This window comes from Nostoc sp. DSM 114160 (genome assembly GCF_053470305.1).
The window spans coordinates 151,146-176,408 of the sequence record NZ_JBPFGO010000004.1 but is presented as its reverse complement, the minus strand read 5'-3'; the positions used below and the strand labels follow the sequence as shown (position 1 = coordinate 176,408).

25 protein-coding genes and 2 pseudogenes are annotated in these 25,263 nt (G+C 41.4%); 16 read left to right on the top strand and 11 right to left on the bottom strand.

Annotated elements, in window-relative coordinates; translation table 11 throughout:
* Window positions 1-8 precede the first annotated feature (8 nt).
* Entirely contained in the window at window positions 9-227 is a 219-nt protein-coding gene (locus NSTCB13_RS32650) for a hypothetical protein (protein WP_448275181.1), read from the top strand.
* Window positions 228-268: 41 nt separating this feature from the next.
* On the opposite strand, the gene NSTCB13_RS32645 is transcribed toward NSTCB13_RS32650, so the two are convergent.
* The gene (locus NSTCB13_RS32645; RefSeq protein WP_448275866.1) at window positions 269-1,315 is read right to left on the bottom strand and encodes a zinc-dependent dehydrogenase; all 1,047 of its coding nucleotides are present in this window, start codon (window positions 1,313-1,315) and stop codon (window positions 269-271) included.
* Window positions 1,316-1,726: 411 nt separating this feature from the next.
* On the bottom strand, window positions 1,727-2,773 hold the full coding sequence (locus NSTCB13_RS32640; RefSeq protein WP_448275864.1) for a site-2 protease family protein: 1,047 nt from the start codon (window positions 2,771-2,773) through the stop codon (window positions 1,727-1,729).
* A 198-nt stretch (window positions 2,774-2,971) separates the two neighbouring features.
* On the opposite strand from NSTCB13_RS32640, the gene NSTCB13_RS32635 reads away from it, so the two are divergent.
* Together NSTCB13_RS32635 and patX are read left to right on the top strand one after the other, a co-directional pair.
* Complete coding sequence (locus tag NSTCB13_RS32635; RefSeq protein ID WP_448275179.1) at window positions 2,972-4,717, top strand: FAD-dependent oxidoreductase; 1,746 nt, start codon at window positions 2,972-2,974, stop codon at window positions 4,715-4,717.
* A gap of 107 nt (window positions 4,718-4,824) precedes the next feature.
* Window positions 4,825-5,052, top strand: a complete 228-nt coding sequence (gene patX / locus NSTCB13_RS32630) for a heterocyst-inhibiting protein PatX (RefSeq protein ID WP_445631715.1) — start codon at window positions 4,825-4,827, stop codon at window positions 5,050-5,052.
* A gap of 984 nt (window positions 5,053-6,036) precedes the next feature.
* Here patX and NSTCB13_RS32625 read toward each other — a convergent pair.
* Window positions 6,037-6,936, bottom strand: a complete 900-nt coding sequence (locus NSTCB13_RS32625) for a ferritin-like domain-containing protein (RefSeq protein WP_448275177.1) — start codon at window positions 6,934-6,936, stop codon at window positions 6,037-6,039.
* Window positions 6,937-7,359: 423 nt separating this feature from the next.
* Here NSTCB13_RS32625 and NSTCB13_RS32620 point away from each other — a divergent pair, with 423 nt between their 5' ends.
* Window positions 7,360-7,560: a hypothetical protein gene (locus tag NSTCB13_RS32620; RefSeq protein WP_322677020.1), complete on the top strand. Its 201-nt coding sequence runs from the start codon at window positions 7,360-7,362 to the stop codon at window positions 7,558-7,560.
* Window positions 7,561-7,674: 114 nt separating this feature from the next.
* Here NSTCB13_RS32620 and glnA read toward each other — a convergent pair whose 3' ends face one another.
* Window positions 7,675-9,099 (bottom strand): type I glutamate--ammonia ligase, encoded by a 1,425-nt coding sequence (gene glnA / locus NSTCB13_RS32615; RefSeq protein ID WP_445631713.1) that lies wholly within the window; start codon window positions 9,097-9,099, stop codon window positions 7,675-7,677.
* Between the two features lie 357 nt (window positions 9,100-9,456).
* Here glnA and apcB point away from each other — a divergent pair, with 357 nt between their 5' ends.
* On the top strand, window positions 9,457-9,966 hold the full coding sequence (gene apcB, locus NSTCB13_RS32610; RefSeq protein WP_445631712.1) for an allophycocyanin subunit beta: 510 nt from the start codon (window positions 9,457-9,459) through the stop codon (window positions 9,964-9,966).
* A gap of 3 nt (window positions 9,967-9,969) precedes the next feature.
* On the opposite strand, the gene NSTCB13_RS32605 is transcribed toward apcB, so the two are convergent.
* Window positions 9,970-10,107, bottom strand: coding sequence for a hypothetical protein (locus NSTCB13_RS32605; protein ID WP_445631711.1), 138 nt, complete (start codon window positions 10,105-10,107; stop codon window positions 9,970-9,972).
* Window positions 10,108-10,330: 223 nt separating this feature from the next.
* On the opposite strand from NSTCB13_RS32605, the gene NSTCB13_RS32600 reads away from it, so the two are divergent.
* The 3 genes from NSTCB13_RS32600 to NSTCB13_RS32590 all read left to right on the top strand — a co-directional run bounded on the left by NSTCB13_RS32600 (window position 10,331) and on the right by NSTCB13_RS32590 (window position 11,914).
* A complete protein-coding gene (locus NSTCB13_RS32600; protein ID WP_445631710.1) occupies window positions 10,331-10,585 on the top strand; it encodes a ribbon-helix-helix domain-containing protein in 255 nt (84 codons plus the stop codon).
* A gap of 75 nt (window positions 10,586-10,660) precedes the next feature.
* The gene (locus NSTCB13_RS32595; RefSeq protein ID WP_445632109.1) at window positions 10,661-11,095 is read left to right on the top strand and encodes a DUF29 family protein; all 435 of its coding nucleotides are present in this window, start codon (window positions 10,661-10,663) and stop codon (window positions 11,093-11,095) included.
* Window positions 11,096-11,914 (top strand): TlyA family RNA methyltransferase, encoded by an 819-nt coding sequence (locus NSTCB13_RS32590; protein ID WP_445631709.1) that lies wholly within the window; start codon window positions 11,096-11,098, stop codon window positions 11,912-11,914.
* Here NSTCB13_RS32590 and NSTCB13_RS32585 read toward each other — a convergent pair.
* Together NSTCB13_RS32585 and NSTCB13_RS32580 are read right to left on the bottom strand one after the other, a co-directional pair.
* Complete coding sequence (locus NSTCB13_RS32585; RefSeq protein WP_445631708.1) at window positions 11,911-12,168, bottom strand: Calvin cycle protein CP12; 258 nt, start codon at window positions 12,166-12,168, stop codon at window positions 11,911-11,913. The two genes, NSTCB13_RS32590 and NSTCB13_RS32585, sit on opposite strands and share 4 nt — an antisense overlap.
* A 331-nt stretch (window positions 12,169-12,499) precedes the next feature.
* Window positions 12,500-13,856, bottom strand: a pseudogene (locus NSTCB13_RS32580) (DUF697 domain-containing protein).
* 777 nt (window positions 13,857-14,633) lie between these two features.
* Between NSTCB13_RS32580 and NSTCB13_RS32575 the strand changes: the two are divergent.
* From NSTCB13_RS32575 to NSTCB13_RS32545, 7 genes and pseudogenes are all read left to right on the top strand, one after another.
* Window positions 14,634-17,270 carry an EAL domain-containing protein gene (locus NSTCB13_RS32575; RefSeq protein ID WP_448275176.1) on the top strand — a complete coding sequence of 879 codons (2,637 nt, stop codon included), beginning with the start codon at window positions 14,634-14,636 and terminating at the stop codon, window positions 17,268-17,270.
* Window positions 17,271-17,343: 73 nt separating this feature from the next.
* Window positions 17,344-18,264 carry a histone deacetylase family protein gene (locus tag NSTCB13_RS32570; RefSeq protein WP_448275174.1) on the top strand — a complete coding sequence of 307 codons (921 nt, stop codon included), beginning with the start codon at window positions 17,344-17,346 and terminating at the stop codon, window positions 18,262-18,264.
* A gap of 207 nt (window positions 18,265-18,471) precedes the next feature.
* Window positions 18,472-18,639, top strand: a pseudogene (locus tag NSTCB13_RS32565) (ATP-binding protein); the annotation flags it as partial.
* Between the two features lie 480 nt (window positions 18,640-19,119).
* A complete protein-coding gene (locus NSTCB13_RS32560; protein ID WP_190240853.1) occupies window positions 19,120-19,257 on the top strand; it encodes a hypothetical protein in 138 nt (45 codons plus the stop codon).
* A 176-nt stretch (window positions 19,258-19,433) separates the two neighbouring features.
* Window positions 19,434-19,880, top strand: coding sequence for a tellurite resistance TerB family protein (locus NSTCB13_RS32555; protein WP_322696900.1), 447 nt, complete (start codon window positions 19,434-19,436; stop codon window positions 19,878-19,880).
* A gap of 151 nt (window positions 19,881-20,031) precedes the next feature.
* A complete protein-coding gene (locus NSTCB13_RS32550; protein ID WP_448275173.1) occupies window positions 20,032-21,387 on the top strand; it encodes a UDP-N-acetylmuramoyl-tripeptide--D-alanyl-D-alanine ligase in 1,356 nt (451 codons plus the stop codon).
* The gene (locus tag NSTCB13_RS32545) at window positions 21,384-21,944 is read left to right on the top strand and encodes a GNAT family N-acetyltransferase (protein WP_448275171.1); all 561 of its coding nucleotides are present in this window, start codon (window positions 21,384-21,386) and stop codon (window positions 21,942-21,944) included. The genes NSTCB13_RS32550 and NSTCB13_RS32545 overlap by 4 nt, the downstream gene beginning before the upstream one ends.
* Before the next feature lie 182 nt (window positions 21,945-22,126).
* On the opposite strand, the gene NSTCB13_RS32540 is transcribed toward NSTCB13_RS32545, so the two are convergent.
* Window positions 22,127-22,456, bottom strand: coding sequence for a hypothetical protein (locus NSTCB13_RS32540; protein WP_445631701.1), 330 nt, complete (start codon window positions 22,454-22,456; stop codon window positions 22,127-22,129).
* Window positions 22,457-22,657: 201 nt separating this feature from the next.
* Complete coding sequence (locus NSTCB13_RS32535) at window positions 22,658-23,059, bottom strand: fasciclin domain-containing protein (RefSeq protein WP_445631700.1); 402 nt, start codon at window positions 23,057-23,059, stop codon at window positions 22,658-22,660.
* 168 nt (window positions 23,060-23,227) lie between these two features.
* On the opposite strand from NSTCB13_RS32535, the gene NSTCB13_RS32530 reads away from it, so the two are divergent.
* Complete coding sequence (locus NSTCB13_RS32530; RefSeq protein WP_448275169.1) at window positions 23,228-24,163, top strand: putative 2-dehydropantoate 2-reductase; 936 nt, start codon at window positions 23,228-23,230, stop codon at window positions 24,161-24,163.
* A gap of 135 nt (window positions 24,164-24,298) precedes the next feature.
* Here NSTCB13_RS32530 and NSTCB13_RS32525 read toward each other — a convergent pair whose 3' ends face one another.
* Both NSTCB13_RS32525 and NSTCB13_RS32520 read right to left on the bottom strand, forming a co-directional pair.
* Window positions 24,299-24,526: a hypothetical protein gene (locus tag NSTCB13_RS32525; protein WP_445631698.1), complete on the bottom strand. Its 228-nt coding sequence runs from the start codon at window positions 24,524-24,526 to the stop codon at window positions 24,299-24,301.
* Between the two features lie 104 nt (window positions 24,527-24,630).
* On the bottom strand, window positions 24,631-24,903 hold the full coding sequence (locus tag NSTCB13_RS32520; RefSeq protein ID WP_448275167.1) for a hypothetical protein: 273 nt from the start codon (window positions 24,901-24,903) through the stop codon (window positions 24,631-24,633).
* Window positions 24,904-25,263 lie beyond the last annotated feature (360 nt).

Here is a 25,263-nt window from a genome sequence, read left to right as displayed (position 1 = left end):
AGATAAGGATGAAACGTGAGCTTGTAAGGGTGAACTTTGAAACTTTGAGCTTCACCGTTGAACCTTTTAGCTCCATCGTTGAACCTTTGAGCTTCACCGTTGAACCTTTGAGCTCCATCGTTGAACCTTTTAGCTTCATCGTTGAACCTTTTAGCTCCATCGTTGAACCTTTTAGCTCCATCGTTGAACCTTTTAGCTTCGTAGCTGAATCTCAGACAGAACTTTAAACTTCTAGTTTTAACACTCTCCTATCTCCCTAATCTTCCTTTTACGGATAAATTAAGATTTTATAAGTATCCGGTGTGGGTGCGATCGCAACTTCCACGGCTGCTGATAAATCTTTTAATGGATAGCGATCGCTAATCAACGCTTTTACATCAATTCGCTGATTAAACACAATATCGGCTGATAGATTCTGAAGCCGATAAGATGAGCTATAACTGCCGATCAAGTCAATTTCTCGACGGTAGAGGATATTTGGGTTAATGGGAATTTCCACCTCATCAGGAAATTCGGCGAAAAACAAGATTTTACCGCCTTTGCGGGTACTATCAAGTGCTTGAAAGAAAGCTTTCTCACTCGGAACCGCCAGCAAGGTGACATCAACGCCTAGTCCACCAGTTAAGGCATGAATTTTGGCAGATAAATCGGGATCGCGAGCATCAAAAGCCGCCTCTGCACCGACACTCAAGGCTTTATCAATTCTAGAGGGTAGTAAATCAGTAGCGATCGCTTTTGCTCCGAAATACTTCACCAACATAATGAACATTAACCCAATTGGCCCAGCACCAGTAACTAATACAGTTTGTCCTGGAGCAATTTGAGCTTTTCTCACTGCCTTCAAACAGCAGTTAGTTGGTTCTACAAAACTGGCTTCTTCAAAACTAATATTATCCGGGATGGAAATTAACCCACCGTTTTCCACAATATGTCCTGGAACTTTGACATAATCAGCAAAACCGCCACCACTGGCGTTAAAGCCTGCGGTAGTGGAGATGTTTTTGTAAACATCGCACATCGAGAAATTATCATTTAGGCAATAGGCGCAACGCATACAAGGGATGTGATGCATCACTGCTACCCGTTGTCCAACTTGCCAACCTTTGACATTATTGCCTACTGCTGCGATCGTGCCGGCGGTTTCATGTCCAAAAATGCGCGGCGGTTCATACAGTGGATAACGAATTTTTTTTATATCTGACTGACACAATCCCACAACCCGCACCTGTACCAGCACTTCATCTGCTTCCAGAGTTGGAACTGGGATATCTTCGTAAGACAGTTGATTAACGCCTCTAAATACCTGTGCTTTCACGTTGGTTTTTCCCCGCTTAACGATACTAGATGTAACATTAGCAGTCAACGTTAGGCTATCACACTTGTGATTTTTGTGTGTTGGCTTGTTTTAAGCGTTGTTCAAATTTTTAAAGTTGGTCAATAGTCAAAATTATAGTTTTTTGAGCCAGTTGGGTGGGCGGGTTTTCCGGCTTGAGCAAACTGGCGTGGACTGTGAGCTATTCACCATTGACAAACAAAAATTATGGGAGAGTGGTAAAAAGGCTCAACACTTAGCATCTGTAAGAGTAAGGTTAAAATATAGACATTCTTCATGGTAGGCGATCGCCTTTAAGCCTTGATATTGGGTCAGTCACTAAAGTGAGATTATAAAATCATTCGAGTCTTGGGAACTGGTAGTTTTGGTCAAACCATCAAAAAAAATTTTAATTTATATAAAATAATTAATTTCCTTTTGTATCCTTAGTAAAGTACGAGGAGCAACACCAACTTGTTTAGCTTTTTTTAACCAATCTTTGACCTGATTTTCATTGCCTAAAAAATAATCTGCTTTAGCAATGTAGCAACAACTATATGCGATATCAATGAGATCGTTACCTGATTCCGTTAAAGGTAAAAGCATTTCTTTACCTTCACTATATCTACCTAATTCTATTAAAATAGCTCCTCTAGTTCCTTGAATAGTTTTAATATCACCAGCTAATGCCAGTGCTTGAGCAGACCAAGCATCAGCTTTTTGCAAATATTGAATTTGTTCATGCTCAATAACAATCGAAACTAAAATATCAAGAATATATAGTTTATCTCTTACAATCAGACAATCGTTGATTACAATTGCCTCCAATAATTCAATTGCTCGATCAAAGTTTCTTTTCTCGAATTCTACTTGAGCTTCATATAGTATTTGTAATATTTTCAAATTATTATTAAAGAACTCAATTAAAGAATCATTTTTATTAATTGTGTATCTAGCTAAACCTAACTTTTGTTGAATAAATTCTGCCTGAGTTTTAGTCAAAGCATCGAGTACTTGCTGACCATCGTTGGAATGCTTTTGTCCGTATAAAGTTAATTGTGATGGACAAAGATTTCCAATAATTAATAAAGATTCAAAAACAGCAAAACATATTATAATATTTAGAAAGCTTGTAAATTTATAATGTAAAATCCTCTGATTGTAAATATTAATAATTAATCCAAATAATAAACAATTAATCATCGGCCCGACTAAATACACAAATATCAACTTAGGTTTAATGTTATGCAAGCTTAAATTAGACATATAAGTTATACCACCATTTGGGAAAATATTAAGTTCAAATATACAATTAAATAATTTAAACTTTAACATTCTTTTTCCAGTTCCAATTTTTACTGAATATGGATTAAAACCAATCATTTTAGCTACTGTAAAATGTCCCATTTCGTGACAAGAAATTGAAAAATAAGCCCAAGCATAAATCAATAAAACTTCCATTTTAATCACAAGTTACTCTTTATTTATTAGTATTCCCAAATAATTACTATTTATTTTCAGTAAAAATACGATAAATAGATAATCAATTTGATATTCTAATTATTTAATCATTAGCTAATACAAACATTAGACAATAATAAAAGACTTATGCAAGAGGATAAAATCTCATGTATCTCGTCAACAATACGTAAATTATTTATGGTTAATCAAACATATATAGCTGATGTTTTAGTTGTCGGCGGTGGAACCGGAGGCACTGCGGCTGCTATCCAAGCGGCGCGACGGGGAGCCAAAACCATTTTGGTGAGTGAATTTCCTTGGTTGGGAGGAATGCTAACTTCGGCTGGAGTGTCTGTACCCGATGGCAATGAATTAGAATCCTTTCAAACAGGGTTATGGGGTGCGTTTTTGCAGGAATTGCGACAACGACAGCCTGGAGGATTAGATAACAGTTGGGTAAGCTTTTTTAGTTACGATCCCCGAATTGGAGCAGAGATTTTTGCAGATTGGGTGCAGGAATTGCCGAATTTGCACTGGATTTCTGGACAAGTACCTTTAGAGGTATTTCGACAAGGTAATTTGATTACTGGTGTCCGCTTTGCTGATTTTGCTGTCACAGCCAAGATTATTCTCGATGGCACAGAATTAGGAGATTTATTAGCTTTAGCTGACATACCTTACCGTTGGGGCTGGGAATTGCAATCTGAGTGGGAAGAACCCAGCGCCCCAGTGACTTTTAGCTCTTTAACCCACAAATATCCTGTGCAAGCGCCCACTTATGTAGTGATTATGCAGGACTTTGGTGAAGCAATAGCACCAGAGATTCCAACTGCGCCTAACTATAATTCATCGCAGTTTACAGGTGCTTGGGATGCCTATGGAGCAGAGACATTTTTAAATTATGGACGTTTGCCCGGTGGCCTATTTATGATCAACTGGCCAATCTGTGGCAATGACTACGGCGAAGGGGTAGGGCGATTGATAGAGTCAGATGTATCCAGAGGTGAATTCATCCAAGAATCTCGCTGGCACAGCCAAAATTTTGCTCATTTTATCCAAAAACAGCTTGGTCGTCGCTATGGTTTAGCAGAAAAAGTATTTCCTCACACTTCTACAGCTTTTGCACTGCATCCCTATTACCGGGAAAGCCGCCGCTTGGTGGGGCTAACTACTGTCCGAGAACAGGATATTTTGCCGATCGCAAAAGGTAGAGTTGCATCTATATTTAATGATGCAATCGCAGTTGGTAATTACGCCAATGACCATCATTATCCTGGTGTTCAATTCTCACTGCAACCTAAATCGATCCGTTGGGGGGGGCGTTGGACTGGAACTCCTTTTACAATTCCCTACAGTTGTCTAATTCCAGCCGCAACAGATGGTTTCTTGGTGTGTGAAAAGAATATTTCTGTCTCCCACATTGCCAATGGCGCTACCAGATTACAACCTGTGGTGATGGGAATTGGTCAAGCAGCAGGGATGGCGGCGGCGATATGTGTTGAATTAAACTGCCAGCCGAGGGATTTACCTATTATAAAGCTGCAAACGGCTTTATTAGATGATAATCGCTCAAAAGCGCTAATTATTCCTTTGTTTAATCTTCCCCCCAATCGTTCGGATTGGCGGCACTGGCAACTGTATTACTTAGATAACCCACAAGCCTATCCAGTTAGTGGCGATTGCCCTGAATCTGCTTTTGGCAAGCCATTAATTCCGGAAAGTAACTGTTTCAAAGGGATTTTTTACCGCTTGGAACAGCAGGAATACAGATTCACTGTCACAGCACCAGCCACATATCAAGGGCAAAACTGGCAGCTTGTGACTTTGCGATCGCATATCGACGAGCAATTACGCGCTTATCCCCACGAACAATTAGTTACATTGTGGGGTCATTACAATCACTCTGGTAATTGGTTATTAGTCGAACATTTAAACGGAGGATAAGAAGAGTTTATTTTCAGTAAAACAGAATACTTTTTGATGAATTGTCCGGATATTAATCAAAAAGCTAAGTATCAGTGAAGTGGAGAGTTCCCAAATAGACATTTGCTATGCGTGCTGCCATTTCACTTTTAGTCTCGAGTCTGGTGTTCGGCCCCTTAGCTTTTAACTGCCAAGCAATGGTCAATCACTTATCAACAGGGCTGCCTTCCACGCCTACTTCGTCACAGTGGCTCTCGGCGGCATCTGAACAAGCTTCAGATGATGCGCCACGTCATCGTGGTAGTGGGCGCAGAGAAGTGACACAAAAAGTCCGAAATATCTATGCTGTGGTTTAACTACTGTAGGGTAATGCCTCTTTTCCCAAAGGAACAGAATTACCAGGAAACAGGATATTGTGTTAACGTCTTTTACACAGCTTTTCTGGCGGAGATATATACAGTTGACACACGAAAGTCTTCAGCGATCGCTTAGTATTTCAACTGCAAACTTTGTATATATATAGTTGGTCTCAATTCTGCCGATCAAAAAGCAAATCAAATTAAGTGCTTTGATTGATAGCATTACCAACTCCTCAAAAGCTCTACAACTGTTGCTCATTTTCGGTGGAAAGCTTTGCATCTCAATCCTCAACGGCTCTAGAAATAGATGTTATTTAGGCTACGAGTTAATCTAAAGCACATCTAATTCAGACATTTTGCTTGTTGAAGAAACAGCCTTAGGGCAACTTCACTTTATTCCCCAATAAATTTTCTTCTCATACATCGAGTAGCCGATTATCTACAAAAGAAAGTAACCGCTCTTCGCTCTGACATTTGTTTAGCGCCTTTTGCCGAAGCATAAAATCCCTTTCGTTTCATCTCTTGCTTATCTAGGTAGGGATTCGCATAAGTAGTATAGGTTTATTGCACTTGCTAACAAATTTATTATTCTTGACCTACTTTTACCCTTTGGTTCGTTCTCCTCGTAGATGGCTCCCGACGAAATAAGTGTTAAGAAGGATCTGCCAGATCATCTTAGTCTTTTTAATTATTTTACACCCAAGGCCAGATGCAAAAATTTGCATTTGGCCTTTTTATATGAATTTTTTTTAAAGAAACGTGAGTTCGACAAGTCTTATTTGACCTCTCCCCCAACCCCTCTCCGACACGGAGAGGGGAGCAAAAAGCTGAATTTTTCGTTGCTCCTCCCTTTGGGTTTCGGAGAGGGAGGCTGGGAGGGAGAGATTCATCGAACTCACGTTAAAGAAAAAGGAGTGAGAGAGATGAGGGAGAAAAACTATTAATTATTTCAATGCCCCATACCCAATCCCCCACGCCCTTTTACACCGTTGTTTTCTTGCGGCTACTTTCTGTATCCTGGATGCCGTTGAGGAACATTGGCACAAACTTCTCAATAAACGCCTGTGGATCGCGCTGCCAAGCCTTTTGTGCAGCCTGAATTCGAGTAAATTGCAACTCCGGCGCTAGCAAAGTCTGGGGTAAGCGTTCCATCAAGTATTGAGGACGTTGCCAAAGCGGCATAGTATTTGCGACTTCCACCAGGTTGGCAACTCGCCGTAGTTCTGCACCCAAGGTGATATCCATTCCTGATTCAAATGCGGCTTGTTCAATTACGGTATATTTTCGCTTGGCTTGCTCTACTTTTTGCTGATGTTCTGGACTCTTACGCGCAATTTCTCCTAGCCAACGATTACCCCAACGGACATGTCCTACTTCTTCTGGAAGAATTTTTTCAATCGTTTCCCGAATTTTGATGTTTTCTTCTGTCTGAGGTGCTTGTTTAAGCGCGTGAATGTGGGCAGAGAAATACTCACAACCCCGCTTTTCGGTAATGTTAATTGCGGCCAAGGCAGCAATTATCCCGTCCTCTAGGTTATGTTTTGGATCGTAGGTGTCTTTGTCGAGCAGCCGATCAAATTCATCAATATAGGAAGTTCCGGGGGGAGTTCCTATATCGCTTCCCAAATCAATCAACAAATCAGTTAGCCACATGGCATGACGAGCTTCATCTGAGATGTGATGAGACAAATCCCGTACCAGTTCCCGTGGCTGTCCATTCAGTTGTTCAATTACCTCAGTTAGGTCTTTGCAACTACGTTGTTCGCTGTAACGGTAGCGGTTGAGAGTAATTAGATGGATTTCGCGATCGCATACCACTCGTTTCAATATATCTCTCGCACTCAAAACATTTTGAAATTTGCGTGGGTAGGTAACTGTCATAACTTATGTAAAGTTTTGTAAATCTTTATTTAATGCTAACTTAATTTTTTCAACTGTTGTATTTATGCCGCTTCACCTAAAAAAACAGTAAAAGTTATAAAAATTAGTCACTTTTTAGTCACTTTTGAACTAGTCACTTTTGAACTGAAGTGTCAGACCTTTTAAATGTAAACAAAAGTAACGAATAAGTGTTCTGTCTTGAGAGAGGTGTGTTTTTTCAGGTGAGACAATCTGAAGCCAGATGATTTTAGCCGTCAAAAGTGGCTTAGGGAGATTTTTCCAGCTCTGGGAAAAAATAGCTGATATTGTCAGCAAAAGCAAATATAAATTTTTTAAAACAGTAGCTTATGTTACAGAATTTTTGTTATAGTAGTCTCAGGAAAACAAAAATTATATATTCACAAAATAGAGAGGGCTATGGTTATGTCTATTGCAGATAAATCTCGGGCGTTAATGGCGCGTGAACACCAACAAGTCAAGAATCGCCAACAATCAATGCTGATGCGTGCGGCACAAGAACTTGGTCTTCCTGAAGAAGCATCCCACTACTGGAACCCAATTCAAGGGAAGGTTGATGCTAACACTCGGATGATTTATGGGCCGAGTCATGCTTCCATGAGCTAAGTTTTAAGGTTGATTTTTTGAGTGAATATCTCAACCGGCAGCTCTAAAAAAAGCCACCCTTTATCTAGGGTGGCAAAACTTACTTATGACTTTTTAGTTAGATACGACTCTTAATTAAGCGTCGTAATAGAGGTAAAACTCGTAAGGATGAGGACGCAGCTGCAACTGTTTGACTTCGTTACCTAGTTTGTAGTCAATCCAATTTTCGATAAAGTCTTCCGTGAAGACGCCTGATTCGGTCAAGAAGGCGTGATCTTTTTCCAGTGCTTGCAAAGCCAGTTCTAAAGAACCTGGAGTTGAAGGAACCTTTGCCAGTTCTTCTGGAGAGAGTTCATAGATATTCTTATCTAAGGGTTCACCAGGATGGATTTTGTTCTTGATGCCATCGAGACCAGCACAAAGCATTGCAGCAAATGCCAAATAGGGGTTAGAAGTAGCATCTGGACAACGGAATTCCAAACGTTTGGCTTTGGGGTTAGTACCAGATAGAGGAATACGGATAGAAGCGGAACGGTTCCCTTGGGAGTAAGCCAAGTTAACAGGAGCTTCATAACCAGGTACTAGGCGCTTGTATGAGTTGGTACTAGGGTTGGTGATTGCCAACAGCGCTGGTGCGTGTTTGAGAAGACCACCAATGTAGTACAAGCCCATTTCGCTCAAACCAGCATACTTATCACCTGCAAACAGAGGTTGGCCATCTTTCCAGATGGATTGGTGACAGTGCATTCCCGAACCGTTATCGCCAAAAATTGGTTTTGGCATGAAGGTAACGGTTTTGCCGTATTTCTTGGCAACGTTCTTGATGACATATTTGTAAATCATCAACCAGTCAGCCGCTTCGATCAACTTACCGAAACGAAAACCTAGTTCGCACTGACCACCAGTAGCAACTTCGTGGTGATGTTTTTCAATGGGCACACCTAATTGTGCCATTGTCAACAGCATCTCTGTACGGATATCTTGAAAAGAATCCGTTGGTGAAACTGGGAAGTAACCTTCTTTGAAGCGTGGTTTGTAACCCAAGTTGGGTTTGTTATCTGTACCAGCTTTACCGGAATTCCAAGCACCTTCTTCGGAGTCTAAGAAGTAGTAGCCTTCGTTGGCGGTTTGGGCAAATCTAGCATTGTCAAAGATAAAGAACTCAGCTTCAGGGCCAAAGAAAGCTGTGTCACCAAGACCAGTGGAAACCAGGTAATCTATTGCTTTTTGGGCAATAACCCGTGGGCAACGGTTGTACCATTCTCCCGTGCGGGGTTCTTTAATACTACAAATTATACTTAGCGTTGGCACTTCCATGAAGGGGTCGATCCAAGCAGTGTTGGGGTCGAGTACCATCGTCATGTCCGATTCGTTGATCGCTTTCCAACCTCGGATGCTGGAACCGTCAAACGGTACGCCATCAGTGAATGCAGTCTCATCGATTTGGTTTTGGTACAGTGTGAGGTGCTGCCAAGTCCCTACTGTATCGATGAATTTGAGATCGATCAGCTGAATTTTTTGGTCTTGGATCAATTTCAAGACTTCTTGTGGTGTTGTCATTGTTACTCCTTCTCTACCAATTTCCTAAAGTAAACCAGAATATTACATTGCATCCTAACCCTGCCGATCTCAATCAGGCCGTGACACACCAGAAATATCTTAAATACTAGACATTAGCTGATTTTGTAGCTTGTACTACAGATATCTGGATTATCAGGTTATATTAACCTTTCGGCGATCATCTGTACAAAACTGGAAAGTTCATCATATAGGGGTCAACTTTGGCATAGAATCCATAGATAGTGGATAGATTGTTTTTGTGCCGAATCTATTTTTAATAGCACAAAACTTTACTGGTGCATAAGTGCAGCCAAATAAATATCAAACCATAAATAGCAATGATTGGGAGAAGAAGGAATGCGCGATGCAGTAACAAGTTTAATTAAGAATTATGACCTAGCTGGTCGATATTTTGACCGGAATGCGATCGATAGCCTGAAGTCTTACTTTGATAGTGGTACAGCAAGAGTACAAGCAGCGGCGGCGATAAATTCTAATGCGGCTGGACTTGTCAAGCAAGCTGGTTTACAGTTATTTGAAGAACTGCCAGAATTGATTCGCCCTGGTGGAAATGCTTATACAACTCGTCGTTATGCAGCTTGTCTGCGCGATATGGACTACTATCTGCGCTACGCCACTTATGCGCTGGTTGCTGGGAACACCAATGTGTTGGATGAACGAGTGCTGCAAGGGCTGCGGGAAACTTACAATTCTTTAGGAGTACCTATTGGGCCTACGGTTCGCGGTATCCAGATTCTCAAGGATCTAATTAAGGAGCAAGTAGCAGCAGCAGGTGTGGTTAACAGTGCTTTTGTAGATGAACCATTCGATCACATTACACGTGAGTTGAGCGAGATAGATATTTAGATTTTAAGTGGGCCAGGTGTCTACCTCGACATAAACATAAATAGCGATCGCACTTTGGTTTAATGGAGCGATCGCTTTTTTGTGAATACCAACTATTGATGGATTCTCTTTCTGGGGATGCTTGATAGTCAGTTTGGACATCTGTTAACTTTTGTAATTGTGTCATCATTGTATTTATCTCCCTATATGGGGGTTTACGAAGCGATCGCTTTTCCGTGCTGGGGGCGATCGCTATTTTTTTGCAGATTCTGTAGTTAAAACCTGCGTCGGTTTTACAGAGATAATATCATTAGTGCTGCACCTGGATGCACTTATTTGGTAAAATTTTGGCAGCACAGTGAGGCACTATATAGGGGGTGTAAGTATGGAAATATTTGAAATGCCGTCGAGATGGAGATTAACAGTAAACCTGACAGAAGAAACACTAAAAGGACTGGAGGAATGGGCAAAAACTCAAAAACGTACTACCAGTAATCTAGCCGCAGCAATACTTACGAGGGCATTGGAGGCTTATGAACAAGGAGTTTACACTGACCCTGCTGCTACTCTTCCTAACTTTCAACAGCAGGATACAAATAGCGACACTTCCTCGTCTAATTCTGAAGATCGGCAGGATTAGTCAGCTAATTCTTAAGAGCATAGGAATAAACGTCATAAGCCACAATAGAAGTTGCCGATGTTTGAGGCGCTGATGATGGAAGAATTATTAACCCTGAAAGACTTACTTGTTAAAGGCGATGTTCAAGGAGCATTGATTATAGTTGAAGAATTAGAGGAAATGAGCCGAAATGACATCATCAAGACGATTCGTAGCGATGCAGTGATTTTATTGTTGCATCTAATTAAACAACAAGCTGAAAATCGCACAACTCGCTCTTGGGAAGTCTCAATTCGGAATTCGGTTCGGGAAATTCAACGAGAAAATAAGCAGCCCAAAGCTGGGGACTATTATCTCACCCCAGAAGAATTGTTAGAAATTTTAGCAGAAGCCTATTTAAATGCCATTGATGAGGCTTCCTTGGAAGTAGAAGAAGGTCGTTATGAAGTCCAAGAATTAGAAAAGCTGGTTAACCAAAAACAAATTATCAATCGTGCTTTGGCTTTAATCTTACCAGGAGAGTCTAATTAATTGGCTAAACAGCGACTCGATACATTATTAGTAGAGTTAAATTTATGTTCTTCTCGCGCCTTAGCACAGAGGTTAATTCAGGCGGGGGAAGTTACTGTTAATCAACAGTTAGTTGATAAACCTGGAACAGAAGTTGATATTTCGGCTCAAATAAATATTAAAGAGCGATCGCCTTTTGTTTCTAGAGGCGGTGAAAAACTCTCCAAAGCTTTGTCAGTATTTGCCATTCCCGTAGCAGAGCGCATTTGTATAGATGGTGGAATTTCTACTGGTGGTTTTACTGATTGTCTCTTGCAAGCTGGAGCAAAACAAGTTTACGGTATTGATGTCGGTTACGGACAAGTTGACTGGCGGTTGCGGAACGATCCGCGAGTGATTTTGCGGGAACGCACCAATTTACGGCAACTACGACCGGATGAGTTATATGGTGAAAATGACCCGATTCCTGATTTGGCGGTGGTTGATGTATCGTTTATTTCTTTAAATAAGATTCTGCCTGCTTTGTGGCAACTAACTCAAGCTAATCGTGAAGCTGTGTTGTTAGTCAAGCCACAGTTTGAAGTCGGCAGATCCCGTGTGGGTAAAAAAGGTGTTGTGCGCGATCCAAACGACCAAGCTGATGCCATTTTCCAGGTTTTGCAAGCTGCTCACGAATTAGGATGGAAATACAAAGGCTTAACTTGGTCGCCGATCGTTGGCCCTGCTGGGAATATCGAATATCTGTTGTGGTTGGCAATGGAAAGTGAAACACCACCACTTGATTTAGAGGCAATTAAGCAAATAACGCAATCAGCAACAACTGATTTACGGAAGAATTAAAGGTCGTAGATTAGACATTCTACGGAATCTGGATGGCGATCGCAGTAATTTTCCAAAGAGGTTTTTTTGGATTTTGCTTGGTGTTGATGAGATTTTTCGGCTTGCAATTCTTCTACAATGTCCCACGCTACAGCACAACCAGCAGAATTGCTGCCATCTAGATCGCAAGTTGTCCGGGCTTCAGTAATGGCATTAGTAATGGCTTCTTCTAGAGTTTCTGCCCCAGCAATTTCAATTTTTAGGGTAGTTGTCATGATACTTTCACCTTTAATTTACAGACAGAGTTATTAGCTGCAAGCTTTTAATGACCTCAGTCAGCTCACATTTCTAGTTTAGATACGCTTCCCACAAAAAGTAGTGGTAAACACCGCCATCTTTTTCGCAAAATTGAGTGGGATTACCCTCTTGGCATCTTTAGATTCAAAAAGGTATGGGAATTCTACTAGTTGCGATCGCAAGCAGAGGTGGTCATGTTCTCAATCTTGCATCCCAAATTGAGAATGTCAGTTAATTGTCAGAAGACTTTGATAGAAGTTGATAAACGCTTATAAACGGTAACAAAAAGATAGCAGTTTTTAATTATTCTCAATACTTTATGTTTAATTCTTGTCGCAAACGATACAGAATTGTATTTTGGTCAACTTGAGAGAGGATTTCTTGAATGACGCTGCTAGCGCCTAATTGTCCCCAAGTGCAGCCTTTTTCGAGATAGACTTGGGCAGCTTTGCCAACGGAATATGCGCCATAACCTGCGATACCAGCTTGAGCGATCGCACTGCCAGCAAAAGCAGTAATATTGCTGGGATTGTCACCACTGGCGATCGCAGCCGTAGTTTTACCTAAACCCAAAAGAAAGCTACTACCTAGTTCTCCAAGTAGCAAGCCGCCAGAACTAAATAAAATCGTTTTTAAAATTTTCCCGGCTTCATAGCTAGTCATCGGCAAACCATACAATCTAGCGAGAGCGCGAATTAAAGCTAAATCAGCAACAGTTCCGCCAAGGATATCTAAGAAGGCGATGGGATTGAGCATTACTGCCAAAGCTTTGTATTTGGTAAATTGCCAAATAATTTCTTCGGCTTCCTTTTCGCGTAAATCGATAGTTTTTTGAGCGATCGCGGCTTCTGCATCCCGTGCTTGGATCAGTGCATTTAAAGCCAGAAGCGATCGCCCTTCTCGATTCAGAATATTCAGAATTATCTCTTTGAGTTCGTCTACTTGCGGTGGTGGTGTTTCCCATTCATAAGTGACACGCCCATCAGGCCATTCAACCCGGACTTCCATTGCTGCTGGTTCTGCTGCCACCATCACAATTTCATCGGGTAATAGAGGTTTCGCTTCTGGATGCCCTGCACCCAGTTGTTGTAAATTTTGGTAAATTGCCCCTTGGTCTGTATCTGGGTAAAGGTCTATTTTGTTAAACACTAAAATCAGGGGTTTTTGCGATCGCCTTAATTGCAGCAGCGCTTGATACTCAGTGCGCGTGATATCACCAGACACGACAAACAAAATCAAATCCGCCTGATGTACTACTTCTCGTGCCATATCCGCCCGTGACTCCCCCTCAATTTCATCTAATCCAGGGGTATCAATTAACTCTACTAGTACCTTATCACTGGGTTGCCAGCGCACGGAACGGGGCCATTGGGTGACACCATTCAGGGGTCCAGTTTGCAAAATCTTGTCTCCCAACAAGGCATTTAAAACTGCTGACTTTCCCCGGCTCACCAAACCAAAGACAGCAATTCTAATGACGTTTGAATCCAGCTTGTTGAGTGTGGCTCTCAAAGCTTCCAATTCTGGTTTCATCAAACCTACAAATTCTGGGTTAGATGATAACTGTCCCTGACTTGCGAAGATATCCATACCAAGAAAGCGCTTGTCTGAGACTGGCGCGGGCACGATTTAAGTGAGTTTCTTGCAGATTACGATAAACCGACATCATATCAACACTTTTAGCCTTTACTCTCTCTAAAATGCTCATCCAATGCTCAAAACACTTACTTTCAGCATTCGATTGTGAATAATATGTATGAATTCGTACTCATTAACCATACTTAATCAATGCTCACTTTTTCAACCCCATTATCAGGAAAAGGAAAAGTTAAATATACTTCTCTATCTTATATCCCTAAGTTCTTGGACTAATAATCTATATATAGGACATAAAAAGTCTCTAAGTTTATGAGGTCGGAGATTAGGTATTTTATAAAGTCTTAAAAAAGATGTGGCTAATGGATAGCTGCAAAGAGAGATTAACGCCAAAATCTACACTGAGATCGAAGGCGCATTGGCTCTGACTTTGTTCAGTTTTAGTCGGCTTTGGAATTTTCTTATGTAACTCTCTTCTCTACAAGAGGCTGCCGCAACATCACGTTACGCCCAGCTTGCTTCCCTGTAAGGGCACAATTTTAAAATTTTAATTTTGAATTGTTAATCTGGGTATCCTAAGAAAGACAAGGTTAAATGATATAGATGAAGGAACAAAGTTTATAACTTATCTATGAGTAGAAAAAAAACTATAATTTCTACTACAAAAACTGATTGAACAATTAGCCAACTCATTCTATAAAAAGAAGAGTACTGAGTGCGGTCAATCATGAAGGTAAAAGCTCGTTTACACCCTCATACCAATTTTGCGATGCCTGCGGTAAATGCTCGCCTACGCAAATGGTGAGAGACATAAATATTAATTATATAAAAAATTTGAGGAACAGCCATGCAAGGAAATGAGTGGGAAAAAATACGCCATCTGTTGGTCATCCAAGACCTAGAAGGGCGGCGAACTGTCCCCCTGCGAGAGACTACTTATTCTCTGGGGCGGCATCCTGCAAACACTATTGTCTTGGCTTCCCGATCGGTATCAATGCAACATGCAATTTTATTGCGAGTCACTGTTCCAGAAACTGACCAATACGGCTTCCAGATTATTGATGGTAACTATAAGGGGAAAGGAAGTACTAATGGCTTATTTGTAAATGGCACTAAATGCTTTTCTCATAATCTTAGGCATGGAGATGTCATAGCTTTTGGCAGTAATAAAGCTCAGGCTAAATATTATGCTATTTCCAATATTTCCGAACAAGCATTTTCTGAATCTTTTGATGTTGAAGACTTATCTGGTTTTTTATCAGAGCAAGCCAGTCCTGCCAATCCGTTTCAAACCTTAGCCATCGATCCCAGTTTTGAAGCAGCTAGTGAGTCTGCTCTAGCTCGGCTAGCATCCTTTCCTGAACTCATCCCCAATCCAATTATTGAGATGGATTTCGAGGGAAGAATTACGTATGTCAATCCAGCCGCAGCGATCAAGTTTCCCAATCTTAGGGAAGTTGGGACAGAACACCCAATTTTAACGGGACTGTTGGTTGGAGCTAACAATCTAGAAAACAATTCTTTTGTGCGGGAGGTGGAAGTAGGCACAGAAGTTTTTGAACAATCCGTACTCTATCTTCCAGAAAGTGATTTAATTAGAACTTTTATTATTAGAGATATTACAGAGCAAAAGCAAGCTACAGCCGAACTCCGGCAGCGCGATCGCTTGCTACAAGCAGTTGCAGAAGCTGCCAATTATTTGCTAGGAGAAATGAATTACGAAACTGGTATCGATCTAGCTCTAGCTGTAGTGGGTGAAGCTGCCAAAGCAGATCGTGCCTATCTCTTTCAGAACCATCTCCATCCTATTACAGAGGAAATGGCAGTCAGCCTACGGTTTGAATGGACACAATCTGGGATTAAATCTACCCACCACCATTGGCAGAATCAGCTTTATCAAGCTCCTGAATTAGCCCGTTGGTACACAGTTCTCTCTAGCGGCCAGTCGATTAGCGGCATCACTCAAAAATTTCCTGTCGCCGAACAAGAATTCCTGATTCGAGATGGCATTAAATCCCTTCTCTTGGTACCTCTTCGCTTGGATAATCATTTCTGGGGGTATCTTGGCTTGGCAGACTGCACCTTTGAACGTCATTGGTCAAAGCATGAAGAATCTACTCTTTTGACCATGGCCGCCAGTATCATTGGTGCGCGGCAGCGTCAGCAAGTAGAAGAAAAAATTCGCTATCAAGCCCTTCATGACTTGCTGACAGGGTTGCCGAATCGTCTCCTATTTAACGAGATGCTCAGTAAAACTCTGCCCAACGCCACTCGCAATGGCGAAAGTTTAGCTGTGATTTTCCTCGATTTGGATCGCTTCAAGGTAATTAATGATACTCTGGGTCACACTCTGGGAGACCAATTGTTACAAAGCGTCTCTCAAAGATTAAAAAACTCACTCAGAGATGGAGACACTGTAGCCCGTTGGGGAGGCGATGAATTTACTATTTTACTTCCACGAATCAATGATATTGAAGAAGTAACTTTAGTGGCGCAGAGAATCTTACAAGCCTTAGAGGATGCTTTTCATCTCCAAGAGCATGAACTTTATGTAACTGCTAGCCTCGGTATTGCCTTACTCGATCGCAACAGCCCTGACACCGAAACACTAATCCAGCACGCAGATGCGGCTTTATACTACGCCAAGGACAAAGGGCGGAATAACTACCAATTTTACAGTGTTTCCCTAAGTGCTAAAAATCCTGAACTTTTAACTTTAGAAAAGAGCTTGCGCTATGCCCTAGAACGCAATGAATTTAAGCTTTACTATCAGCCTCGTGTGAACATTGCCACAGGAGAAATTACTAGTATGGAGGCTCTGTTGCGTTGGCAACACCCAGAGATGGGATTAGTTGCCCCCAGTGTATTCATTCCCTTGGTCGAAGAAAGTGGATTAATTGTCCCCATCGGCGAATGGACTCTACAGACGGCCTGTAGCCAAAATAAAGCATGGCAAGATGCTGGATTACCACCGATTAAGATCGCTGTCAATCTTTCTCTGAAGCAGTTCCGCCAACCCAAATTGGTAGAAACTATAGCTAAGGTTTTAGAACAAACAGGTCTGGAGCCGCGCTTTTTGGAATTAGAAATTATGGAAACCACAGCGATTGAGGACTTGGGTTTTACCAGAAGGGTTTTAGAGGAGCTACAGCAGATGGGTGTTTATATCTCCATCGATGACTTTGGTACAGGTCATTCCTCGCTCTCGCGCCTACAGCTTTTGCCACTCCACAATCTGAAAATAGATAAATCTTTCATTCAATATTTGACGCAGGATGCCAAAGTAGCTCATATTATCCAGGCCATAGTTACCTTGGGACACAGTTTGGGATTAAAGTTAACAGCCGAAGGGGTAGAGAAGGAAGAGGAATTGCAGTTTTTGAAATCTATCAACTGCGAGGAGGTACAGGGCTTTTTATTCTACCGCCCACTTCCTGAACAGAAAGCAACAGAAATCCTTGAAAGTAAACGACCAACGATCTAGTACAAGGGGAAACTCTTTGTACCAGTAAGGATACAATAAAATTCATTGTCTTGCTGCCGACCTTTTTCGTCCTATGCTACCAGTCATTTATTCCGACGAATTTTTAGATCACAAGACTGGAAAATACCATCCCGAAAAACCAGAACGTTTAAGTGCGATCGCAAATGCTTTAAAAGCCGCTACATTCGCCGGTCAAATGACCTGGCAGTTGCCTACACCAGCATCAGAACAGCCATCGCTGATGTCTTCGTTGCTTAAAGCACATAGCCCAGCCTACATCAAAAAACTATGGCAAATCGCTTCTAGTGGCGGCGGGCCATTGGATGGAGATACGCCAGTTTCCCCACGCAGTTATGATGTAGCATTATTGGCAGTCAGTGCATGGTTGGATGGAGTTGAGGTTGTGTTAAGGTCGGCTAATCCAGCTTTTGTACTAGCGCGTCCCCCAGGACACCATGCTGAAAGTGATGCAGGGATGGGCTTTTGTCTATTTTCTAATGCCGCGATCGCCGCTTTATTTGCTCTAGAACAACCTGGAATTAACCGCGTCGCCATCCTTGATTGGGATGTACATCATGGTAATGGTACTCAGGCGATCGTGGAAACTGAAGCACGCATCGCCTATTGTTCTCTACATCAGTACCCATGCTATCCCGGTACGGGAAGATCGACAGAACGAGGTTTTCACAATAACGTATTAAATTTACCAATACGCCCTGGTAGTGATATTGCCATATATCAGCCACTATTTGAAAAACAGGTAGTACCGTTTTTAGCCAACTTCCAGCCAGATTTACTAATTGTCAGTGCTGGTTACGATGCCAATGCGGAAGATCCTTTGGCAAGTATTAATTTACAGCCAGAAGACTACGCTTTATTTACTGATTATTGTCTGGGGATAACTCGTAAAATTCTGTTTGGCTTAGAAGGTGGTTACGACTTCGATACTCTTTCTCAATCAGTTGTAGCGACGATTGAACGCTGTTTACTTTAAGCTTGTCTTGTTTATCCCAATTTCACAAAATACCTGATATATATACCGACGATCGCAGTTACCGAAGATAATAACCTAAATTCTTTGCAAAAATTTGGGAACACTGAATACTGACACGGTTATAGCTGACATACAGTTATGAAAATTTCTCACAAACTGGTTGCAAGCTTTGTTGGTGTTTCCTTGTTAAGGATTGTAGTTGGTGCGATTGCGATCGCCGACAATGGTTGTGCGATACCTGAAACAGTGCGATCGCGCATTTTTGATTTTTTCACCACGACACCCATCGGCAAAGGTACTGGTATGGGCTTATCCATCAGCTACAAAATAGTCATAGAAAAAAATCGTGGCAAGATATGGTGTGATTCCACCTAGTAGTCTGCTAACCCAAAAATGCGCTTGTGAGGACTGGGGAAAGGGGAAAGGGAAAAGGGAATTCATGGTAAGGGATTTAAACCCTTTCCCCCTGCACCTTATCCTCAGAGGAGACCCCCACCTTCCCCCTTACCCTTTACCCCGCTTGCGTTTCCTTGGCGTACTACTAGTGCATGTCATTAGTTGAGCCAAATCGCGGTAGGAGCAAGGTAAATTGCAGCGAGAAAGTTGTTTTGCCCAATCCCACTTCCTCTGAGCGAACGCAAGTGCGTCTTGTAGAGAAGGAGAAGGGATGCCCCATTCCCCATTCTCTTTTTTATAAACTTCATAGAATCTTCAGAAAGAAAAATTTTCAGCGGGGTTCTGAAAGAGCTAAAGTTTTGTTAAGATGCAATTGCTAGAAGTTTCTCAGCGAAATTCACCTATCCGGGTGTGGAGAAATAAAAAGCACAAGCAGCACAAATTTAAAAAGGTGAAGCAATGACCACCTATATTTTTTTCGACGAAGCCTTACGAATGCTGACCAATGCCTATCTGATCTCAGTAGTACTGTTAATGGCAGCTTCTGGTATAGGTCTGGCGGTAATTGAGACAATAGAAAAGACCGGAGAACGCTAAGTTTAAAGATGGCAATGTAGTTCCTGCCAAAAACCTTTGGATACGAGTGTTCGCCGTGAATCAATCCTGGGAACACTAAAGGATGAAAGTCTCAAGCGTCACAGTCCTACCTGTAAATCTACCAAACATACAGGTAACAGTAACGCTATTGGGACTCTAACCAAGGAGCTACTACAATGGGTCTATTCGACGCTGTGTTGGGTACAGATAGCCAAGCCCAAGCAGCACTCAGTCCAGCGGAAGCTTTTGCTGTCATTATATTGACGGCAACGGCTTCAGACGGTTATCTTTCTGTTGAGCAAGCAAATTCTATCATTTCTGTGCTGTCTCGGATGAAACTTTTTAAAAGTTATTCTAATGAAATGATGAACAGGCTGTTTGAAAAAATTTTGGGCATTCTCCAAGGTGATGACTTTAATGCTTTGTTTAATGCAGCCAAAGATTCTCTATCTCAAGATTTGCGGGAAACAGCCTTTACAGTAGCCACCGATTTTGTCCTAGCTGAAGGTATTATACCTGAAGAAGAAAAAAACTTCTTAATTGATTTATATCAAGCTTTAGGGGTTTCGAGTGAGATAGCAATACAAATTGTGCAAGTAATCTTGATTAAAAATCGTGCATAGGGCGATCGAACATCACTTGTTATGCCCATTGTCCTTACTTGATTAAACTGTATAAGTAGCTTATAAATAAAGCGTGGCACGGAAGTTAAGCTTCTTTGCCACTATTTTTTGCTTTTATGATTTTCAACTTTAAATAAATTATCAATTGCTTATGCGCTGTTCTGCTACCCTAACCCAACTGGTTGAAGTTATTTTGGCCCATTCTGTAAACTTATCTGAAACTGCTTTAACACAAGTAACTAGTGGTATCCAAACAGATAGCCGTACCTTGAAGCCGGGTGAAGTATTTGTCGCTTTCCGAGGCGATAAGTTTGATGGACATGAATTTGTGCCAACTGCGATCGCAAAGGGAGCAATAGCTGCAATCGTAGATTTTGAATACGAAAATCCGGGATTCCCTGTACTACAAGTAAAAGATACTCTCAAGGCATATCAACAAATTGGCAGATGGTGGCGCGATCGCTTTAATATTCCTGTAATTGGTGTCACCGGTTCGGTGGGTAAAACTACAACCAAAGAATTGATCGCCGCAGTTTTAGGAACAAAGGGACGAGTTCACAAAACTTATGGAAATTACAACAACGAAATCGGTGTTCCGAAAACTCTTTTAGAACTTGGCGCAGAACACGACTACGCCGTGATTGAAATGGCGATGCGCGGTAGAGGACAAATTGCCGAACTGACGCAAATAGCTCGGCCAACAATTGGAGTGATTACCAATGTCGGGACGGCGCATATTGAGTTACTCGGTTCCGAAGAGGCGATCGCTGAGGCAAAATGTGAGTTGTTAGCTGAAATGCCTGCTGATAGTGTGGCAATTCTCAACCACGACAATCCTTTATTAATGGCCACAGCAGCGAAATTTTGGCAGGGAGAAGTTTTGACTTACGGCTTTTCTGGTGGAGATATTCAAGGGCAGTTAATTGATAACGACCAGGTGGAAGTCGCAGGAATCGAACTACCTCTACCTTTACCGGGTCGTCATAATGCGACTAATTTCTTGGCAGCTTTAGCAGTGGCAAAGGTTTTAGGGATAGATTGGGCAACCCTCAAATCAGGTGTAATCGTGGATATGCCCACAGGGCGATCGCAGCGATTTACCTTACCCAACGATGTGGTAATCTTAGATGAAACTTACAATGCTGCACCAGAAGCTATGATTGCAGCGTTGCAATTATTGGCAGATACACCCGGAAAGCGGAAAATTGCCGTATTGGGTGCAATGAAAGAATTGGGAGAGCGATCGCAGCAGTTGCACCAGCGAGTGGGAGAAACAGTACGAAAGTTGAATTTAGACGGTTTGTTGGTTTTGGTAGATGGACAAGATGCCGAAGCGATCGCTCTTAGTGCTGAGGGTATTGCATCGGAGTGTTTTGCAACTCATGCCGAGTTGGTGGCTAGGTTGAAAACATTTGTGCAAGCAGGCGATCGTTTATTGTTCAAAGCCGCCCATTCTGTGGGACTAGATCGGGTAGTCAATCAGTTACGTGCAGAATTTCCCAAATGATACCACTAGAAACCAAACGTCTTATACTGCGAGACTTTGTAGAATCAGATTGGCAAGAGGTTCATCAATATGCTGCTGATGCTGAAGTTGTGCGTTACTTGACTTTTGGCCCGAATACCAAAGAAGATACCAAAAACTTTTTGCAAAGAGAGATTTCATTGCAAGGGGAAAAACCCCGTCAGCATTTTGCCTTGGCAGTGACTTTGAAACCCCAAAAGCAATTAATTGGTATCTGTCGTATATCCGTTCAGGATGCTGACAACCAAATAGGCTCTATTGGATACTCTTTTACTAAGGAATTTTGGGGACAAGGATATGCAACCGAAGCTGTAAAAGCAGTTGTATCATTTGGTTTTCAGGAGTTAGGCTTACATCGCATCTTTGCCACTTGTCACCCAGAAAACATTGCCTCAGCAAGAGTGATGCAAAAAATCGGAATGCAGCAGGAAGGCTATTTGCAAGAACACCATTGGATTAAGGGAGAATGGCGAGACTCTTGGTTATATGCCATCCTTGAGCATGAATGGAGAGGCGTCAACATAATTCGTAATTCGTAGTTGCAATTCCTTTGGGGCTTGAACCCTCCACTATCTTGTTGACCACCCTTCAGCAGAGATTATGGTGGGGGCTTAAACCCTCTTTAATTACGAATTACGAATTACGAATTACGAATTAGTAATTATTTGGTCAAATGATGATTGATTTTCTGAAAATATCATCCATAGATGCCCGATAGACTTTAATTGGAAAGACTAGGGCTGTTGCTGTAGCGTCTTTGAAAAAGAATTGCTGCAAAATTAGTCACTAAGCAGGTGATTGCTAGCCACATCAAGATATAAGTAGGAGCCATCACCACACCAATCATGAACCAAGTATATACGTGCAGTATCATTACAGAAGCGAAAAAGCTAGCGATTCCAGCAGATTGCCACACTTGAGGCGATGGACGACGTAAGGCAACTAGGCTCATCGTTAAAATTGTGACAAGTAAGTTCGCTGGTACGAGAAATGCACAAATACTTACGCAATTGCCACGAGAGAACTCAGCTAAGGTGTTAAAATCGAGCATTAATTTCCTGGGATAGATGTTGGCTTTTTAAGAATTTAATTTATTTTAAAACAACGAAATTTACATTAACATAACAGTGAGTACTCACATTGCAAACATAACACAAACTAAACTTTTGAGTTGCGTTTTGATAGTACCAATAGTTAGTTAATTATAAAGATTTTGGATCGGTAGGGTGGAAAATACCCACCCTAGCCAGAATTAACCCGGTAAAATTACCGTATCGATAACGTGTACTACACCATTATCAGCTTCGATATCTGCTGCTAAAACTGTGGCATTTTTAACTTCAAAACCATCAGAAGAATGAATTTTAATGGGTGAACCTTCCACAGAATTAACCGTACCGAGTTGTGCCAAATCAGCCTCTAGCAGCTTTCCAGGAACGACATGATACTTTAAAATCCGTGTTAGCTGGGGAATATTCTGTAACAGAGTTTGGATAGTTCCCGCTGGTAACTTGGCAAAAGCATCGTCATTTGGTGCAAAGACAGTGAACGGGCCAGGACTTTTTAATGTTTCTACTAAACCAGCAGCTTGTACAGCCGCTACTAGTGTTTTAAACGACTCAGACGTAACTGCAATATCAACAATATCAGCCATATATCTTACCTAAATCTCTGCAAAAGATTTTAAAGGATAATAAACCTGTTTTAAGTTTTATTAAACAAAATAAATTTAAAATCAGGCGTTGAATAAACTACACCTAGACGCGTACCCTCGTCAGACATCACCTTATGATGTTTCTAGGAAAATTCCGTTATCAAAGAAATGTCCGATCGCACGTATGCCATTCTGGGAACTGGAGCATTAGGTGGATTCTATGGCGCTAGACTCCAAAAAGCTGGGTTAGATGTCCACTTTTTGCTCAAGAGTGATTACGAACAGGTAAAGAAATATGGTTTAGTGGTAGAGTCCAAAGACGGTGACTTTACCCTTCCCGAAGTCCATGCATACAACGACGTAGAAAAGATGCCACAATGCGACGTGGTGGTGGTGGCACTAAAGACGACGCAAAACCATTTACTACCAAAGATGTTGCCACCTGTAGTTAAAGACAATGGGGTGGTGTTGGTATTACAGAATGGACTTGGTGTAGAAGAGGAAGTCGCTGAAATTGTTGGTAATGTAACGGTTATCGGTGGATTGTGCTTTTTGTGTTCTAACAAAGTGGGGCCAGGGCATATACACCATCTAGACTATGGACAAATTAACTTCAGTGAATATACCTCTAACTATCAGCCTAGTGGGATAACTCAGAGGATACAGCAAATTGCTGATGATTTTGAAAGCGCTGGTATCTCAATTGAATTAGCTGAAGATTTACTACTAGCACGTTGGAAAAAGTTGGTGTGGAATATCCCCTACAATGGGCTTTCTGTGCTTCTCAACGCTAGAACTGATGAATTAATGGCGTATGAGTACACCCGCAAGTTAGTCGAACAGTTGATGTATGAAGTAGCGGCGGGGGCGAAAAGTTATGGGCGGATTATTAGCGATCGCTTCATTCAAACAATGCTCGATTATACTGTCAAAATGACACCTTACCGCCCCAGTATGAAAATTGACTACGACGAACATCGTCCTTTGGAGATAGAAGCAATTTTCGGCAACCCATTACGAAAAGCCCAAGCAGTAGGTGTGGATTTAGTGCAGATTAGCTGTTTATACCACCAGTTGAAGTTTTTAGATGCCAGGGGAAAGTGAGGGAGATGGGGAAGATGAGAAAGATGAAGGAGACAAGAAAGGCAATTAATTCTTTACTCCTAACTCCTAACTCTTGTACAGACGCGATTAATCGCGTCTCTACTCCTAACTCCTAACTTACCACTCCCCCAATTTTTAACGCAGGGATTCAAAAATGACTGCTATTGTCATTAAACACAACAGGATAATTCCCAGTGGAAACAAAAACTGTTGTAAAAGGTACAGCAGTATGGGTATGATTTGTAAGATACCCAAACCACTTGATAAAACGTAAGCGATCGCAATGCCAAATAGTACCAACAAAAAATATTTCAAGGATTTAGAGGCAAAACGAAATAAAAGCGTATCCTGATTTGTGTCCATGTTTTTACTCACGAAATTAGCTAAATTTTTTGGCAGTGAATATTTTTTGTGATTCCCCTACATCTCTAAAAATATGAGGCTATGGAGAATCAACAGTATTAGTTTTACAAGTGGATAATTGCGTTGTTAAGTGAATTATTCAAAGATTGTTGTTGTCTTGGTACATTGTTTTGCTTTTCATAATTAACTAGTAGTTGAAATGCAATAAACAAGCTCAATAACAACAGCAATAACGAGCCAAAACCAGAAGAATACTGATTTATTTCTCGCTCAATACCACATTTGAGGCAGACATATCTATTGGGATTACGCGTATCTTGGGCAAAAGGGCACTGATTCTGATTGCAATCATGATGACAATCTTTGTCTAACATCATTGAACCTCCTGTAGGGTAAAGACTTACATACTTAGTTGTAAATACGCTCTACAGAATCTAGTTAGTTAATACCCACTGCCTGTTTAGTAGACACCACTTTCATGAGTAATTAATATGGGACAATAACATTTGTGATTTACTAAGCTTGCAGTAGTAGCGCTCTCTAAACCTCTCCTCAACCACCTTGTCTTGGCGCTTAACTTAACTTCGCCTGTATTAATTACAAGAGTAATACAGCCGAAAATGCTTTGCAGTCGGATAAAGTAAGTTTCCTACCGAGTAGGAAAAAGTATTTTGTACTATGGAAGGTAGGAATAAGTAGTAAAAATATAGTTATAATAAACTGCAAATGATACATCA

What these genes read in the sequence shown, in the direction of transcription:
- NSTCB13_RS32650 (WP_448275181.1), top strand. Translation starts at nt 9, where the DNA reads ATGAAACGTGAGCTTGTAAGGGTGAACTTTGAAACTTTGAGCTTCACC.
- NSTCB13_RS32640 (WP_448275864.1), bottom strand. Translation starts at nt 2,773, where the DNA reads ATGGAAGTTTTATTGATTTATGCTTGGGCTTATTTTTCAATTTCTTGT.
- NSTCB13_RS32635 (WP_448275179.1), top strand. Translation starts at nt 2,972, where the DNA reads ATGGTTAATCAAACATATATAGCTGATGTTTTAGTTGTCGGCGGTGGA.
- patX (WP_445631715.1), top strand. Translation starts at nt 4,825, where the DNA reads ATGCGTGCTGCCATTTCACTTTTAGTCTCGAGTCTGGTGTTCGGCCCC.
- NSTCB13_RS32625 (WP_448275177.1), bottom strand. Translation starts at nt 6,936, where the DNA reads ATGACAGTTACCTACCCACGCAAATTTCAAAATGTTTTGAGTGCGAGA.
- NSTCB13_RS32620 (WP_322677020.1), top strand. Translation starts at nt 7,360, where the DNA reads ATGTCTATTGCAGATAAATCTCGGGCGTTAATGGCGCGTGAACACCAA.
- glnA (WP_445631713.1), bottom strand. Translation starts at nt 9,099, where the DNA reads ATGACAACACCACAAGAAGTCTTGAAATTGATCCAAGACCAAAAAATT.
- apcB (WP_445631712.1), top strand. Translation starts at nt 9,457, where the DNA reads ATGCGCGATGCAGTAACAAGTTTAATTAAGAATTATGACCTAGCTGGT.
- NSTCB13_RS32605 (WP_445631711.1), bottom strand. Translation starts at nt 10,107, where the DNA reads ATGTCCAAACTGACTATCAAGCATCCCCAGAAAGAGAATCCATCAATA.
- NSTCB13_RS32600 (WP_445631710.1), top strand. Translation starts at nt 10,331, where the DNA reads ATGGAAATATTTGAAATGCCGTCGAGATGGAGATTAACAGTAAACCTG.
- NSTCB13_RS32595 (WP_445632109.1), top strand. Translation starts at nt 10,661, where the DNA reads ATGGAAGAATTATTAACCCTGAAAGACTTACTTGTTAAAGGCGATGTT.
- NSTCB13_RS32585 (WP_445631708.1), bottom strand. Translation starts at nt 12,168, where the DNA reads ATGACAACTACCCTAAAAATTGAAATTGCTGGGGCAGAAACTCTAGAA.
- NSTCB13_RS32575 (WP_448275176.1), top strand. Translation starts at nt 14,634, where the DNA reads ATGCAAGGAAATGAGTGGGAAAAAATACGCCATCTGTTGGTCATCCAA.
- NSTCB13_RS32570 (WP_448275174.1), top strand. Translation starts at nt 17,344, where the DNA reads ATGCTACCAGTCATTTATTCCGACGAATTTTTAGATCACAAGACTGGA.
- NSTCB13_RS32560 (WP_190240853.1), top strand. Translation starts at nt 19,120, where the DNA reads ATGACCACCTATATTTTTTTCGACGAAGCCTTACGAATGCTGACCAAT.
- NSTCB13_RS32555 (WP_322696900.1), top strand. Translation starts at nt 19,434, where the DNA reads ATGGGTCTATTCGACGCTGTGTTGGGTACAGATAGCCAAGCCCAAGCA.
- NSTCB13_RS32550 (WP_448275173.1), top strand. Translation starts at nt 20,032, where the DNA reads ATGCGCTGTTCTGCTACCCTAACCCAACTGGTTGAAGTTATTTTGGCC.
- NSTCB13_RS32545 (WP_448275171.1), top strand. Translation starts at nt 21,384, where the DNA reads ATGATACCACTAGAAACCAAACGTCTTATACTGCGAGACTTTGTAGAA.
- NSTCB13_RS32540 (WP_445631701.1), bottom strand. Translation starts at nt 22,456, where the DNA reads ATGCTCGATTTTAACACCTTAGCTGAGTTCTCTCGTGGCAATTGCGTA.
- NSTCB13_RS32535 (WP_445631700.1), bottom strand. Translation starts at nt 23,059, where the DNA reads ATGGCTGATATTGTTGATATTGCAGTTACGTCTGAGTCGTTTAAAACA.
- NSTCB13_RS32530 (WP_448275169.1), top strand. Translation starts at nt 23,228, where the DNA reads ATGTCCGATCGCACGTATGCCATTCTGGGAACTGGAGCATTAGGTGGA.
- NSTCB13_RS32525 (WP_445631698.1), bottom strand. Translation starts at nt 24,526, where the DNA reads ATGGACACAAATCAGGATACGCTTTTATTTCGTTTTGCCTCTAAATCC.
- NSTCB13_RS32520 (WP_448275167.1), bottom strand. Translation starts at nt 24,903, where the DNA reads ATGATGTTAGACAAAGATTGTCATCATGATTGCAATCAGAATCAGTGC.